The sequence below is a fragment of the Pleomorphomonas carboxyditropha genome, assembly GCF_002770725.1.
GTDB classification, from domain to species: Bacteria; Pseudomonadota; Alphaproteobacteria; order Rhizobiales; family Pleomorphomonadaceae; genus Pleomorphomonas; species Pleomorphomonas carboxyditropha.
The window spans coordinates 22,067-36,945 of sequence record NZ_NQVN01000021.1 but is presented as its reverse complement, the minus strand read 5'-3'; the positions used below and the strand labels follow the sequence as shown (position 1 = coordinate 36,945).

Annotated in this window: 14 protein-coding genes; 7 read left to right on the top strand and 7 right to left on the bottom strand. The window is 67.8% G+C overall.

Translation table 11 applies throughout. From position 1 onward, the window contains the following. Positions 1-480 precede the first annotated feature (480 nt). The gene (locus tag CJ014_RS21860; protein ID WP_100082628.1) at positions 481-1,647 is read right to left on the bottom strand and encodes a hypothetical protein; all 1,167 of its coding nucleotides are present in this window, start codon (positions 1,645-1,647) and stop codon (positions 481-483) included. 118 nt (positions 1,648-1,765) lie between these two features. On the opposite strand from CJ014_RS21860, the gene CJ014_RS21855 reads away from it, so the two are divergent. The 3 genes from CJ014_RS21855 (at position 1,766) to CJ014_RS21845 (ending at position 4,767) form a co-directional block, all read left to right on the top strand. Further along, positions 1,766-2,341, top strand: coding sequence for a hypothetical protein (locus tag CJ014_RS21855; protein WP_100082627.1), 576 nt, complete (start codon positions 1,766-1,768; stop codon positions 2,339-2,341). Between the two features lie 165 nt (positions 2,342-2,506). Continuing rightward, on the top strand, positions 2,507-3,283 hold the full coding sequence (locus CJ014_RS21850) for a hydratase (RefSeq protein ID WP_100082626.1): 777 nt from the start codon (positions 2,507-2,509) through the stop codon (positions 3,281-3,283). 179 nt (positions 3,284-3,462) lie between these two features. Beyond that, entirely contained in the window at positions 3,463-4,767 is a 1,305-nt protein-coding gene (locus tag CJ014_RS21845) for a hemolysin family protein (RefSeq protein WP_100082625.1), read from the top strand. Positions 4,768-4,792: 25 nt separating this feature from the next. Here CJ014_RS21845 and edd read toward each other — a convergent pair whose 3' ends face one another. The 5 genes from edd to CJ014_RS21820 all read right to left on the bottom strand — a co-directional run bounded on the left by edd (position 4,793) and on the right by CJ014_RS21820 (position 10,781). After that, positions 4,793-6,616: a phosphogluconate dehydratase gene (edd, locus tag CJ014_RS21840; protein ID WP_100082624.1), complete on the bottom strand. Its 1,824-nt coding sequence runs from the start codon at positions 6,614-6,616 to the stop codon at positions 4,793-4,795. Continuing rightward, positions 6,613-7,617 (bottom strand): 2-hydroxyacid dehydrogenase, encoded by a 1,005-nt coding sequence (locus tag CJ014_RS21835; RefSeq protein ID WP_100082623.1) that lies wholly within the window; start codon positions 7,615-7,617, stop codon positions 6,613-6,615. Before CJ014_RS21835 ends, edd begins: the two co-directional genes overlap by 4 nt. Before the next feature lie 98 nt (positions 7,618-7,715). Next, on the bottom strand, positions 7,716-8,993 hold the full coding sequence (locus CJ014_RS21830; protein ID WP_100082622.1) for an MFS transporter: 1,278 nt from the start codon (positions 8,991-8,993) through the stop codon (positions 7,716-7,718). Between the two features lie 74 nt (positions 8,994-9,067). Next, positions 9,068-10,012, bottom strand: a complete 945-nt coding sequence (locus tag CJ014_RS21825) for a sugar kinase (RefSeq protein ID WP_100082621.1) — start codon at positions 10,010-10,012, stop codon at positions 9,068-9,070. Positions 10,013-10,031: 19 nt separating this feature from the next. Further along, positions 10,032-10,781 carry a sugar phosphate isomerase/epimerase family protein gene (locus tag CJ014_RS21820; RefSeq protein ID WP_100082620.1) on the bottom strand — a complete coding sequence of 250 codons (750 nt, stop codon included), beginning with the start codon at positions 10,779-10,781 and terminating at the stop codon, positions 10,032-10,034. Between the two features lie 304 nt (positions 10,782-11,085). On the opposite strand from CJ014_RS21820, the gene CJ014_RS21815 reads away from it, so the two are divergent. Further along, positions 11,086-12,138, top strand: coding sequence for a LacI family DNA-binding transcriptional regulator (locus CJ014_RS21815; protein ID WP_100082619.1), 1,053 nt, complete (start codon positions 11,086-11,088; stop codon positions 12,136-12,138). An 8-nt stretch (positions 12,139-12,146) separates the two neighbouring features. On the opposite strand, the gene CJ014_RS21810 is transcribed toward CJ014_RS21815, so the two are convergent. Then, entirely contained in the window at positions 12,147-12,584 is a 438-nt protein-coding gene (locus tag CJ014_RS21810; protein WP_165790942.1) for a MarR family winged helix-turn-helix transcriptional regulator, read from the bottom strand. Positions 12,585-12,995: 411 nt separating this feature from the next. Between CJ014_RS21810 and CJ014_RS27910 the strand changes: the two genes are divergently transcribed. From CJ014_RS27910 to CJ014_RS21800, 3 genes are read left to right on the top strand one after another with little or no spacing between them, the layout of a single operon-like run. Continuing rightward, positions 12,996-13,166, top strand: a complete 171-nt coding sequence (locus CJ014_RS27910; protein ID WP_165790941.1) for a hypothetical protein — start codon at positions 12,996-12,998, stop codon at positions 13,164-13,166. Next, positions 13,163-13,942, top strand: a complete 780-nt coding sequence (locus CJ014_RS21805; protein ID WP_100082617.1) for a metal ABC transporter ATP-binding protein — start codon at positions 13,163-13,165, stop codon at positions 13,940-13,942. The genes CJ014_RS27910 and CJ014_RS21805 overlap by 4 nt, the downstream gene beginning before the upstream one ends. Further along, positions 13,939-14,811 carry a metal ABC transporter permease gene (locus tag CJ014_RS21800; RefSeq protein WP_100082616.1) on the top strand — a complete coding sequence of 291 codons (873 nt, stop codon included), beginning with the start codon at positions 13,939-13,941 and terminating at the stop codon, positions 14,809-14,811. The genes CJ014_RS21805 and CJ014_RS21800 overlap by 4 nt, the downstream gene beginning before the upstream one ends. Positions 14,812-14,879: the final 68 nt, after the last annotated feature.

Sequence of the window (14,879 nt, the reverse complement as noted above, 5' to 3'; positions counted from 1 at the left end):
CGGACATGTACCCAGGGCAGATTTCCTGGCCAGTTTGAGAAACTCCGCTCGGAAAGCGGCGGCAATGTTCATTAAGGATTGAAATGGCCTGATCTCGCCCATGCGAAACCACGAATATTGCGCCAGCGCACCCGGGAATTTGCCCCGGATACCAGTGTGCCGGCCTATCCCTTTGTTCCCCATATATATAATTCTGTCATCCTCGCGCAGGCGAGGACCTCGGGCAGAACAAAGCTCAACGCCGATATAGCGCTCCAGCAACGCAAGGCGCCTGATACACCCCTCATCCCCTTCTCGTCCCGAGGTCCTCGCCTGCGCGAGGATGACAATCTATGGGAAGCGATGCGCGCGGCGGCGACGGCGTGATAGGAACGTTCGCGTATCCGGGGCAGATTTCCGGGCAAGCTTGAGGAGCAGCGTGCCCGGGAATTTGCCCCGGGTACGTCGGAAATTCGCCTGTGGTGCGTACGATTGCTGCCGTCAGCCGTTATTGTTGAGGAAGCTGGCGAGATCGAGCGGGCCGCTTGCCTTGAAGCCGCGGTCGAGGATCTGGCCCGGCCGGCTGGCGCGCAGCGCCGCGCTGGTGTCCGCCGCGTCGGCGGTGGCCTTGGCGAGATCCGAGCTGTCGTTGGCGAGCGCGGCGTGGAACAGGGTCGGCGACAGGTTGAACCCCTGCCAGAAGGCGGCCGACGCGTTGGCGGCCGCCGGGGCATCGGTGCGATAGAGCGCCGAGAAGGCGCCGGACGGCGCCGCCGCCGTCCAGCCCGAGCCGGGGGTGACCTCCGTCGAGGTCAGCGCCGACAGCGCCGATTCCGCCTCGGCGATGCGCCGCGACGCGCCGCCGCCCGTCTCGGCGTCGGTATAGCCGAGCGCCGGGTCCCAGCGGGTGGAGACCGGTTCGTCGGTCCGCTCCAGCCGGGCCACGACGTGGCCGGCGTCGACGGCGACCGGCACCGTCTCGCCGTGTTTGCCCGTCAGGTTGGCGTAGACCTCGGCGACCGTGCGCTCGCGCCCGCCCTCGTAGAAGATGGCGGGATTGGACCGCGCCGCCTGCGGGAACAGGTCGGCGGCGCTCGCCGCCGGGTCGCTGCCGGCGGCGCCGATCAGCGCCGACGCGCCCCTGGCACCGAGGAAATGCGCGATGTAGAGCTCGCCCGCCGTCGCCTCGCGGCCGATGTCGTCCCTGAGCGAGGCGGCGTTGCGGCGCGTCAGGGCGCCGGCCACCAGCGACGACACGTCCGGGTCCTCGCGCAGCGCCAGGATTTTCTGCCGCGCCTCGGCATCCGCCACCTGATAGCGGCCGCTGGCGGTCCTGGAGATCTGGGCGCTGTACTGGCCGAGGCCCAGCGACGGCCCCTCCTCCTTCAGCGTCTGCAGCCAGGTGCTCTCGACGAACTGGAACAGGCCGGTCGCCGACGAGGTCGCGGCCCTGGCGTCGGGCCGCAGGGAGGATTCCCGCTGGGCGGTGTCGAGGAGATACTGGAAGGACGTGCCGGTGGTGTCGCTCGCCGCGTCGAACGCCTGCTCGATGCGGTCAGAAATGCCGGCGCCCGAAATGCCCGTTCCCGAAAAGCCTGTTGACGTGGCCGGCGGTGCCGTCGTCTTCTGCGCCGGCGTCCCGTAGACCCATTGGAAAACCGGATTCATCGGCGTTTCACCAGCAAGGACCCTCCGGGTGGCTCCGGCGGGTCGGAAGGGCGAGGCGCGGCAGCCTCGGTTAGTTCTTTGTTAATCATTCTCGGCAGGAATGGTTAAGGATTGGTAAATGTCGTTCGTCTTCCAGTTACTCAGCAGAAACATCGGCAAGCACTTGATCAACTGCCCGGCGTTGCTGTGGCCGCTCGTCGCGGCCGGCGATCCGCCGCCGGGCGTCACCTTCTCCGTCGCGACAAGCGATCCCGACATGGCGCGCGCCGCCGTCGCCGCCGGCGCCCGCGCCGTGCTGATTCCCGTGGAGGGCGACTTCGCGCCGGCCGACCGGATGGCCGTGGCGCTGTCGGTCACCGAGGCGGACCTCGGCCTTGCCGACGGCGCGCTGGCGCTGATCATCGAGATCGCCGGCCCGGCCGCCGCCCTCCGGCTCGGCCGCGGCCTTCCGGCATCGCCGCGGCTCGCCGCCATCGGCATCGATCTCGACGGCTTCGGGCGCGGCGCGGCGGGAGCCGTCGACGGCCCGCGCCTCGTCGCCGCCGGCCTGGTGGCGCTCGCCGGCGCGGCGCTCGGCCTGCCCGCCTACCTCACCGGCGCGGACAGCCTCACGCCGTCCGGCGCGCCGGCCGTCGCCGGCTTCAGCCACCGGCTGGTCGACGCCGACGGGAAGGCCCGTTCCGCGGTCCGCTAAAGCATCGGGCCGACAGCGCGCGTATAGTTTCAATTGGCAAAACCTTGCCGGCGCATAGTCTTTTCATAAAGAAATATCGGCTGAAAATATATAATCTCCTATATTCTATTTTTTGCTTGACGGAAGATGACATTCCGCACTCTCCTGTGATGGAGAGTTATGGCTATGCTTGACGATAATTTGCGGCGGCTTGCCTGCCTGATATCCGAAAACCGCCGGACCGGCACCGTCTCGGACCTGCCCTTCGATGCCTTGCGGACCGAACAGGATGCCTGTTCGGTTCAGTCGGCCGCCACCTCGGCCTTCGCGGAGGATGCGCTCGGATATGCCATCGTCGGCGGCAGCGCCGCCATACGCCGCAGCCTCGGGATTGAGGCGCCGATTTACGGCGCGATCCCCGTCGGAACCTGTCAGGGGGAATCCGATCGCCCCATCCGGCTTCCCCCGGGGATGATCGGGGCGCAATGCGATCTGGTCTTCACCATGGGAGCGCCGCTGGGCGCCGACCGAGGCCCGGTCAACCGCGAAGGGTTCTGCGCGGCCGTGCTGAGCTGCCGGCCCGCCATCGGCCTCGTGGGCCGGCGCGGACATCTGTCGGGCCGGCCGCACCTCGCGGCCATCGCCGACTTCGCATTGCACGTCGCGACATGCGTCGGCAGCCACCACGAGGCAATCGACCCGGCCGTTTTCGACGGGATGAGCCTTCGCGCATCGATCAATGGAAATGACGTGCTCCATGCCGAGGCGGGCGGCCGGTTGGTCGATCCCGTCGCGTCGGCCGTGTGGCTGGTCAACGAGCTGATCGGGAGAGATCTCCATCTCCGCGCCGGCGACATCGTCGCGGCCGGCGCGCTCGCGCCGATCCTGCTGCAAATCCTGCCCGGGCAGGAACTCGCGGTTGAAATCTCCGGAATCGGCGGGATCGCCGCCCGCTTCGCCTGACGGCGCCGGCCGGAACTCAAACGGCGAATTCGCCTTGTCGCCCCTTCGTCTTGCCGGCAATCCGCTCGCGGCCGGCTTCGCAACTTTTCGGACGCGCGCTCTAGCGGGACGGGTGAACAGCCTGTATTTTTCCGGGACGAGCAACTTGCGACGGAGCAGCCGGGTCATTCCCGCACCCCATGGGCTACCTCTTTGAAATCGGCGTCATCTTCATCCTCCTGATTCTGAACGGCCTCTTCGCCATGTCCGAGCTGGCGGTGGTATCCTCGCGCCGCCCGCGCCTCGAGGCGATGGCCGCCAAGGGCTCGAAAGGGGCGGCGACGGTGCTGAAGCTCGCCGCAAATCCCGGGCGCTTCCTGTCCTCGGTGCAGATCGGCATCACGCTGGTCGGCATCCTGGCCGGCGCCTATTCCGGCGCCACGCTGTCGGAGCCGCTCGCCGGCCTGCTGCTCGCCTGGGGCGTTCCGGCCTCCTTCGCGTCAGCGCTGTCCATCGCGCTGGTGGTCGGCCTGATCACCTATTTCTCGCTGGTGATCGGCGAGCTGGTGCCCAAGCAGATCGCGCTGGCCAACCCGGAGGCCGTCGCCTCGATCATGGCCCGGCCGATGCTGGGCGTTGCCTTCATCGCCACGCCGGTGGCCATTGTCCTCGAAACGTCGAGCCGCCTGCTGCTCACCGCGCTCGGCCTGAAATCGACCGGCCAGAGCGCCGTCACCGAGGAGGAGATCAAGGCGGTGATCGCCGAAGGCACCAGTTCGGGCATCCTCGAACCCGAGGAAAAGGAGCTGATGGCCGGCGTCATGCGCTTCGGCGACCGGTCGATCCGCGCCGTGATGATCCCCCGCCCCGACATCACCGGCATCGACCTCGAATGGGACGACCGGCGCATCATCGAGGCGATCGCCAATTCCTCCCACTCGCGCTATCCGGTGTTCACCGGCTCGATCGACATGGTGCAGGGCGTCATCCAGGCCAAGGACCTCCTGGACCAGCACCTCAAGGGCGAGCCGCTCGACCTCAGGAGCCGCATCCGCCAGGTCGACATGGTGCCCGACACCGCCTCCGCCCTCGACGTGCTCGACACGCTGCGCCGCTCGCCGCTGCAGATGGTGATGGTGATCGACGAATACGGCTCGGTCGAAGGCATGGTGACCGCCGCCGACATCCTCACCGCCATCGTCGGCAACCTCGGCGGCGAGGCCAGCGAGGAGGCGAGCGAGATCATCGAGCGCGCCGACGGCAGTTGGCTGATCGACGCCGATCTCGGCGTCGACCTGGTGGCCGAGAAGATCAACTGCCAGGGCCTCGACGACCCCGACCGCGACTACGAGACGCTGGCCGGCTTCGTGCTGTCGGTCACCAAGGCGATTCCCTCGACCGGCGATGTCGTCGACTGGCGCGGCTGGAAGTTCGAGATCGTCGACATGGACAGCCGGCGCATCGACAAGGTGCTGGTCACGGCGCCGCCGCAGCCGCAGGCCTGAGCGCGGATCCTCTGGGGGGCCTTGTTCAGGCTATGATCGAGGCTCCCTCCTCCGCCGATCCGACCGTCCGGCGGAAGCTGGCGAAGAGCTCGCGGCCGGTGCCCCATTCGTTGTCGGAGAGATCGGCGGTCTCCGCCTCGCGGGCGGTCCATTCCGCCTCGGGCACCAGCGCCTGGAGCGTGCCGGCCACCGCGTCGAGGCGGACGATGTCGCCGTCGCGGAGCTTGGCGATCGGACCGCCGTCCTTGGCCTCCGGGGTAAGGTGGATCGCCGCCGGCACCTTGCCGGAGGCGCCCGACATGCGCCCGTCGGTGACCAGCGCCACCTTGTAGCCGCGGTCCTGCAGCACGGAAAGCGGCGGCGTCAGCTTGTGCAGCTCGGGCATGCCGTTGGCCTTCGGACCCTGGAAGCGGATGACGGCGATGAAATCGCGTTCGAGCTCGCCGGCCTTGAACGCCGTCTGCAGCGCCTCCTGCGAATGGAACACCACCGCCGGCGCCTCGATCACCCGACGCTCGGGCTTGACCGCCGAGGTCTTGATCACCGAGCGGCCGAGATTGCCGTTCAGCACCTTGAGCCCGCCGTCGGGCTGGAACGGGCTCGATGCGGGCCGCAGGATCTTCTCGTCCGCCGACCGGGTGGGCATGTCGATCCAGTGCAGCGAACCGTCGCCGGCAAGCCTTGGCTCGACCCGATAGCCCGAAAGGCCGCTGCCCCACACCGTCTTGACGTCCTCGTTGAGCATCCCCTCGTCGAGAAGCGTGCCGATGACGAAGCCCATGCCGCCGGCGGCATGGAACTGATTCACGTCGGCAAGCCCGTTCGGATAGACGCGCGCCACCAGCGGCACCACGTCCGACAGGTCGGAGAAGTCGTCCCAGGTGAGTCTGATGCCGGCCGCCCGCGCCATGGAGATGAGGTGCATGGTGTGGTTGGTCGACCCGCCGGTCGCCATCAGCCCGACGACGCCGTTGACGAAGGCCTTCTCGTCGAGGATGTGGCCGACCGGGGTGAATGCGTTGCCCTGTTGGGTGATGGCAAGCGCCCGCCTGGTCGCCGCCCTGGTCAGCGCATCGCGCAGCGGCGTGTTGGGGATGACGAAGGTCGAGCCCGGCAGGTGCAGGCCCATGATCTCCATCAGCATCTGGTTCGAATTGGCCGTGCCGTAGAAGGTGCAGGTACCCGGCCCGTGATAGGCGGCCGCCTCGGAGGCCAGAAGCTCGGCCCGGCCGACCTTGCCCTCGGCGTAGAGCTGGCGGACCTTGGACTTCTCCTCGTTGCCGATGCCGGTGGTCATGGGACCGGCCGGCACGAACACCGCCGGCAGGTGCCCGAAGCTCGCCGCGGCGACGATCAGGCCCGGCACGATCTTGTCGCAGACGCCGAGGAAGACGGCCGCGTCATACATATCGTGGCTGAGGCCGACGCCGGCGGCCATCGCGATGACGTCGCGCGAGAACAGGCTGAGCTCCATGCCGACCGCACCCTGCGTCACCCCATCGCACATGGCCGGCACCCCGCCCGCCACCTCGGCCACCGCGCCGACCTCGCGCGCGGCGGCGCGAATGACATCGGGAAAGCGCTCGAACGGCTGGTGCGCCGACAGCATGTCGTTGTAGGCGGTGATGATGCCGAGGTTGAGCGCGCCGTCGCCGGCGAGCAAGCCCTTGTCGGCGACGCCGCAGGCGGCAAAGCCGTGGGCGAGGTTGGCGCAGCCCATCTTGTTGCGCCGCGGCCCCTTCTCGATCTGGCGGTCGAGGCGTTCGAGATAGCGCGCCCGCCCGTCGTGGGAACGCCGGACGATTCGCTCGGTGATCTCGCCGATGCGAGCGGAAACGGTCCTCGTCATGCCATTCCTCCGGCATCGGCATATCGTGCCTGCCAAACGCTTTCGTCGACCAGATGGGCCGGTTTACGCCCTTCGAGCCCGGCGATCAGGTCGGCCACCGCGGTTTCGGCCATGGCGGCTCGCGTCTCATGGGTGGCCGAGCCGATATGCGGCAGCGCCACCACGTTCGGCATCGAAAGAAGAGGCGAGGCGGCCGGAAGCGGCTCCTTCTCGAACACGTCGAGGCCGGCCCCGGCGATCGTGCCCGCCCGAAGCGCCTCGATCAGCGCCGCCTCGTCGACGACGCGGCCGCGCGAGCCGTTGATGAAGAACGCCGATCGTTTCATCCGCGCGAAGGCGGCGGCGTCGACCAGCTTTTCGGTGGATGGCAGCAACGGCAGCAATGCGCAGACGAAATCGGCCTCCGCCAGGACTCTCTCGATCGGCAGGCGCACGGCGGCAAAATCCGCTTCGACCGACGGGGCGGCATGAAGGTCGTGATAGATCACCTTCATGCCGAAGCCGAGCCGCGCCCGGCGGGCGACGGCGGCGCCGATGCGCCCCATGCCCAGAAAGCCGATGGTCTTGTCGTGGACGTCGGTTCCGAACAGATCGGGACCGATGCTCCGCTCCCAACGGCCCGCCTTGACCAACTCGGCGAGCTCCACCACCCGCCGCGCCGTCGCCAGGATGAGCGCGAACACCGTATCGGCCACCGTTTCCGTGAGAACGCCCGGAGTGTGGGTGAGGACGATACCGCGCTGCCTGAGGAAGGCGGTGTCGAAGGTGTCGAAGCCGACGGAAATCGTCGAGGCGATCCTGAGCTTCCCGGCCTTGGCCAGCATTGCGGCATCGAACTTCACCGAGGCGCCGACCATGCCTTCCGCTTCGGCAAGAGCCGCCATGAAGGCGGCGCGGTTGCCGTCGTTGACGCCGTCGAAGGCGGTCACGTCGAAGCGGCTTTCAAGCTCGGCAATCAGGCTGGGAGCGAGTTTTTTGTAGACGACAACCTTCTTCTTCATAGCTGATCCTCAAGACGAAAGGCCGGTGATGGCTCCGGCCGGAAGGGCGCTGCGCCGGCCTTCGGGCCGGAGCGGCATGTGCAGGCAGGGCCGGCCGATCAGGCGTGATGCGGGACGGCGGCGAAGCTCTTCTCGCCCTCCGGCTTGACCGCGATCGTCAGCACGACCGAAACCAGAAGCGCCGCGGCCATCAGCGCGTAGGAGGCCGAGGGGCTGCCGGTAACGCCGTTGAGATAGCCGACCGCGTAGGAACCGACGAAGGAGCCGAGCGCGCCCATGGAGTTGATCAGGGCCATGGCGCCGCCGGCGACGTTCTTCGGCAGCATCTCCGGAATGATGGCGAAGAACGGGCCATAGGGTGCGTACATGGCGCCGCCGGCAATCACCAGCAGGCCGAACGAGAGCCAGAAGTTCGAGCTGCCGACCATGTAGGAGCCGATGAAGGCGACGGCGCCGATCAAAAGGCAGGGCCAGACGAAAGCGCGGCGGTTGCCGGTCTTGTCCGAAAGGTAGGAGACACCCAGCATGGCGACGGTGGCCAGCAGGTAGGGCACCGACGACAGCCAGCCGGCCTCGACCATGCCGACGTCGCTGCCGGCCTTGAGGATCGACGGCAGCCACAGCACGAAGCCGTAGACACCGATCGACCAGCAGAAATACTGGGCGCAGAGCAGGATGACCTTGCGCGAGCGGAAGGCCTCGCGATAGTTCTTGACCTGCTTGAGACCGCTCTGCTCTGCGGCGAAGACGGCCTCGAGGCCCTTCTTCTCCTCGGCGGTGAGCCAGGCGGCGTCCGCGGGCTTTTCCTTGACCAGCAGCCACCAGAAAACCGCCCAGATGATCGCCGGCACGCCTTCGGCGATGAACATGACGCGCCAGTCGAAGGCCTGGACCAGATAGCCGGAGAGCACCGACATCCACAGCACGGTCACCGGATTGCCGAGGATCAGGAAGGTGTTGGCGCGCGAGCGCTCGGCCTTGGTGAACCAGTGCGACAGGTAGATCAGCATCGCCGGCATCACCGCCGCCTCGACGACGCCAAGCGTGAAGCGGATCACGATCAGCCAGTTGGCGTTGGTGACGATGCCGGTGAGCGCGGCACATCCGCCCCACAGGATAAGGCTCCAGAACACCAGTGTTTTGGCCGAACGCCGTTCGGCATAGACGGCGCCCGGAATCTGGAAGAAAAAGTAGCCCAGGAAGAACAGCGCGCCGAGCAGCGACGACATTGCCGGCGTGATGGACAGGTCCTTGGCCATGCCGGCGGCGGCGGCGAAGCCGAAGTTGGCGCGGTCGAGATAGGCGAGGCTGTAGGTGATGAAGGCGATGGGCATGATGTACCACCACCTCCGGATCGCGATCGTCGTATGCTGCATGGTCCCCACTCCCTTGGATGCCGACGCGGAAATGCCGGCTTAGTCCTCGAAACGAAGATACTGTGTCCGGCGCCTCAGGCCGCCAGCGACAGGCCGAGTTGGCTTCGGGTCGGCAGGCCGTCCATGTCGCCGATCACCTGAATGGCGTAGGCGCCGACGCGGTTGCCGCGCATCACCGCCTGGGGAATGCTCTCGCCCTCGATGAGGGCGGAGATGACGCCGGCCGCGAAGCCGTCGCCGGCGCCGACGGTGTCGACCACCGTGTCGACGCGAACGGCGGCGACCGAGCCGCTGGCGTCGGCGGTGCGCCAGTAGGCGCCTTCGGCGCCGAGCTTGATCACCACCAGCTCGACGCCGCGGTCGATATAGAAGGCGGCGATGTCCTCCGGCCGGTCGCGGCCGGTCAGGACGCGGCCCTCGGCTAGACCGGGCAACACCCAGTTGGCCTCGACGGCAAGCGCGTTGAGCCTTTCGACCATCGCCTCGCGGCTCGGCCACAGCACCGGCCTGAGGTTGGGATCGAAGGAAACCGTACGGCCGGCCCGACGCATCTCGCCGATCATGTGGGCCGCCAGCTCGTAGCTCGTCGCCGAGAGGGCCGCGGCGACCCCGGTCGCATGAAGGTGGCGGGCCGACAGCACGTAGTCGGGGTTCCAGTCGGCCAGCGACAGGAAGCTGGCCGCCGAGCCCTTGCGGAAATATTCGACCCGGGGATCCTCGCCGCCCACGGCGCGGGATTTCAACTGAAAGCCGGTGGGATGGCGGGGATCGGTGGCGACGGCAGCGCAGTCGACCCCCTCGCGGGCGAGGGTGTTGCGGACGAAGCGGGCGAAGCTGTCGTCGCCGAGCCGGCTCACCCAGCCGACCCGCAGACCGAGGCGCGACAGCCCGACGGCGACGTTGGTTTCGGCACCGGCCATGCGGCGGGTGAAGGTTTCCACCCCGGCGAGGTCGCCGGGGGCGGTGGCGACGAACATCGCCATGGCTTCACCGAAGGTCACCACATCGAGTGCGGTCATGGTCATCTCCCTTGGCCCCTCAGAGCGTGGCCAGTTGCGTTACATGGTGGCGGGTGGCGGCGACGAGATCGTCGCCGGCGATCGGGAATTCGACGGCGCGCGGCAGTCCTGGCGTCAGGGCGCCGAAGATGACCGGCGCCAGGTCGGAGGCGGGGCCGAACGGCTCGACGTCGAGCCTGCCGTCGCGCTCGGCGGCGGTCTTGCAATGGACGTAGGCGACGTGAGGGGCGAGGCGGCCGATGGCGGCGGTGGCGTCTTCGCCGGTGTAGCGCCAGTTGCCGATGTCGAAGGTCAGCGCCAGCGAAAGCCCCGAGGCGGCCGCCCCTTCGATGAAGGCGGCGAGCGGCGCCAGGCGGCCGCCCTCGGGGGTCTGGTCGTTTTCGATCAGCAGAGGGCAAGGCAGCCCCGCGACGATGCCGGCCAGCTCGGCGAAATCGGGCGCGGCCGGGGCATGGCCGAGCGACACCTTGAGCGCCTCGGCGCCAAGGCGTCCGGCTTCGTCGGCATAGCCGGCAAGCTCCTCCGCCCCGAGGCGGCCGTCGGCGCCGTAAAGCGCGAAGGGCACCGAGTAGCGGATGCCGAGGCCGAGGGCGGCGGCGAAGGCGCGAAGTTCGCCGAGGGGAAGCGGGCGGCCGTCGAACAGCTCGCGCCGTATCTCGGCGCCGTCGGCGCCGGCGGCGGCGGCGACGGCAAGGAAGGCGGCCTGCCCCAGGAGCCGCACCCGTTCGGCGCCGAAGGCGGATAGTGCGATGAAAACCCGGCCGGTCATGAACCCTCCTGCTCTGGATTTTGTGAAACCGGTTGCAGTTGATAGAATTTGGCAAGCCGATCTCGTTTGTCGCATTTCCGGGAAATGCGGCAGTATTTTGCATGCGGTGGCGAGGTCCCCCGATTTCAGCCCTCAATTTACTGAAACCAGTTTCAGTAAAATATCCATGGATTGCCGGCAAACTCAAGTGCGTAAGAGCCACTAGGACAAAAGACCAATCGAAGCGCGATCGGGGACCGGCAAAGGCTGTGCGGCAGGGGGCAACCATGTTTCCACGCCGTCCGATCTCGGATAGGTTGCCGTCATGAGCAGCGATACGAAGCAGGCTTTGCCCGGCGAGCCTCCCCGCAGCGTGACCATCAGCGACGTGGCGCTCGAGGCCGGCGTCTCAAAGGCGGCCGTTTCCCGATTCCTGGGCGGCCGGTTCGAGCTGGTCTCGGCCCAGAACCAGGCGCAGATCGAGGCGGCCATCGGACGGCTGGGCTATCGGCCGAACCGGCTGGCCCGCGGGTTGAAGCGCGGCCGCACCCGCCTCATCGGCTTCGTCGCCGCCAATGCCACCAACCCCTATTCGGTCGAGGTGATGCGCAGCGCGGAACGGGCGTGCCGAGCCAGGGGCTATTCGATGATGCTGTGCAACAGCGCCGACGACCCGGCCACCGAGCAGGACATACTCGACACGTTGGCCGCCTATAGCGTCGAAGGCATCATCCTGCACACCACCAGCGAACGGCACAAGACATCGGCCCGCGCCACCGACGAGATGAAGGTGGTCCTGCTCGACCGCCTTCTCGCCGGAAGCCGCCACGACTATGTCGGCCTCGACAACGCCGACGCCTGCCGGCAGGCGACGCAGCACCTGATCGGCAACGGTTTCCGGGACATCGCCTTCGTTTCCGAGACGATCGCCGGCGTCAGCACCCGGGAGGAGCGGTCGTCGGTATTCCTGTCCGAAGCAGCCCGGCATGCGGGGGTGCGGGGACGGATCATCGAGGTCGACCTCGCCGACGAATCGGCGCTCGCCGCGCTGGTTGCCGCCTTTGTCGGCGACCGGGACGGCTCTCTCGGCCCCAAGGCGATGATCGCCGGCAGCGGCATCACCACCCTGCGCGTCGTCCGCGCCATACACCGGCTCGGTCTCGCCATGCCGGACGATCTCGGCTTCATCGGCTTCGACGAGCTCGAATGGTCGCCGCTGGTCAGCGGCGGCATCACCACCATCGCCCAGCCGACCGACGCCATCGGCGGCACCGCGGTCTCCCATCTGATGGATCGCATCGGCGGCGACCTGTCGCCGCGGCGCAAGACCGTCTTCCAGGGTCAACTGATCGCACGCCGGTCCTCGGCAGCGGTGTGAGAGCCGGTCTAGTCGTCGCCGGGCCGCGCGCCGATCTGCTCGACGATGCCGGCGCAGGCGGCGGCGCAGGCGCTCACCTTGTCGCTGCCGACGCTGTTGGCGATGCGCTGGACGAGATCGCTGTAGTTCGCCTCGATCGGCGCGATCGTCTTGCATCCGTAGTCGGTCAGCGACACCAGCGTCTTCCTCAGGTCCTCGAACTGCTGGGCGCGATTGATCAGGTCGCGCGCCTCGAGGTCGCGCAGAATGCGCGACAGGCTCGACGCTCGGACGAAGGTGTTGGCGGCGAGCTCGGAGGCGATCATCGGCGACCGCATCTGCAGCTCGTGCAGCACCCGCCACTGCGGCTCGGTGAGACCGGCGACCTTCATGCTCGGACGCAGTGTCTCGATCACCGACTCATAGGCCAGAAGGAAGGTTTTCATGAGATCGGGTTCGGCCGCCATGGCTGCCTCCCCTGCATTTTGCCGAACGGAGGAAAGGAGGGTGCTGGTGACCACTTGCTTCGACCTTGGGAGAATCGTGTTGCGTTTTATCCTACTAAACAACAAAATCAGAGATTTCAAGTATGCGCCTCGCATACGTTACGAATAGCGCAGGCAGCGCCCCAAGGTTTTTTAAAAGTTTCTATAAACCGGGCCGCCAATGAAAATTGTTTCCTGAGTGTTGGCGTAATTACATTTACATACCGGAATGTATCTGAATGACCTTGGCGGGTAAATAAGATTTGATATCCCTAGTCTCGACTAATTTTAAAGTGCTGGAAAAGCGGGCAGCAAACGAGGCAGTTGACCTTGTAAACGTTATATCATAACGGTTCGCTCTATCTCGACGTCGCCGCCAATCCAGGGGCCGCCATGCTGCAACATTCGCCTCGCCCCTTGCCCTCCGCCACCGGCGACGCCGGCCGTCCCGCCGTCGTCGTCGTCCGGCCGTCGGTGCTCCGCCTCGGCCTCGGCGCCCGCCTCGCCGGCGCGGCCTGCCTTGTCGCGGGCATCTGGATCATGATCGGCTGGGTGCTGCGGTGACGGATTTCGACCAACACGCCCGGCCCGCCGGCGGCGCGGCGCTCGCCTTCCGGAACGCCACCATCGGCTACGATCGCCATCCGGCGCTGCACCACCTGTCGGCGCATTTTCCGGCCGGCAGCATGACGGCGGTCGCCGGTCCCAACGGCGCCGGCAAGTCCACCCTGCTCAAGGCGGCGATCGGTCATATCCGGCCGATCGAGGGCCACGTCGAGGTCAGCGGCTGCCGCCGCAGCGAGATCGCCTACCTGCCGCAGCTCGCCGAAATCGACCGCCAGTTTCCGCTGCCGGTATTCGACTTCGTCGCCATGGGCCTGTGGGGCCGGCGCGGTGCCTTCGGCGGCTTCCGCCGCGCCGACGACGAGGACGTGGCGCGGGCGCTCGCCGCCGTCGGCCTCGTCGGCTTCGAGCAGCGGCCGCTCGACACGCTGTCCGGCGGCCAGTTGCAGCGGGTGCTGTTCGCCCGCCTCGCCCTGCAGGACGCGCCGCTGATCCTCCTGGACGAGCCGTTCACCGCCGTCGACGACCGCACCACCCACGAGCTGATGGACGTCGTCGCCGGCTGGAACGCCGAGGGACGCACGGTGGTCGCCGTGCTGCACGACCTCGAGCTGGTGCGCCGCCGCTTCCCCCGGACGCTGCTGATCGCCCGCCGGCTGATCGCCGAGGGCGACACCGCCGCCGTGCTGACCGCCGGGCACCTCGCCGCCGCCCGCCGCCATGTCGAGGCCTGGGACGAAGCCGCCCCCTTCTGCGAGGTCGAGCCCGCCCGATGACCGCCGCCGACCTCCTGTCCATCTTCGCCGATTTCGCCTTCATGCGCCGGGCGCTCGCCGGCTGCCTGGTGCTGTCGGTGGCCGCCGCGCCGATCGGCGTGTTCCTGATGCTGCGCCGCCTGTCGCTGACCGGCGACGCCATGGCCCACGCCATCCTGCCGGGCGTCGCCGCCGGCTATCTCCTCGCCGGCCTCAACCTCTGGGCCATGACGGCGGGCGGCCTCGCCGCCGGCCTCGCCATCGCGCTGATGGCCAGCGCCGTCACCCGCCTGACGCCGCTCCGCGAGGACGCCTCGCTCGCCACCCTCTACCTGGTGTCGCTGGCGCTCGGCGTCATCCTGATCTCGGCGCGCGGTTCGGCGGTCGACGTCATGCACCTGCTGTTCGGCTCGGTGCTGGCCATCGACGACACCGCGCTGACGTTCATCGGCATCGTCGCCTCGATCACCGTCGTCGCCTTTGCCGTGATGTGGCGCCCGCTGGTGCTGGAATGCATCGACCCCGGCTTCCTCAAGGCGGTCGGCGGACGCGGCGCGCTGATCCACGTCGCCTTCATGCTGGTGATGGTGCTGAACCTGATCGCCGGCTTCCAGGCGCTCGGCACGCTGCTGTCGGTCGGCCTGATGATGCTGCCGGCCGCCAGCGCCCGCTTCTGGACGCGCTCGCTCGGCGCCATGACGGCGCTGGCCATGGTCTTCGCCGCCCTGTCCTCGCTGTGCGGCCTCACCGCGTCCTTTGTCGCCAACCTGCCGTCGGGCCCGGCGATCATCGTCGCGGCGGGCGTCGTCTACGCCTTTTCCATCGCCTTCGGTCCGGCCGGCGGCCTGATCGCCCGTTTCCGGCCGGCACGCCACCACCGCACGGGCTGAGAGACCATTTGGAAATTCGCTCCGGTGAGTCGGCTGGCGTGGCTTTCGAGAACCGGAGCGGAGCGGAC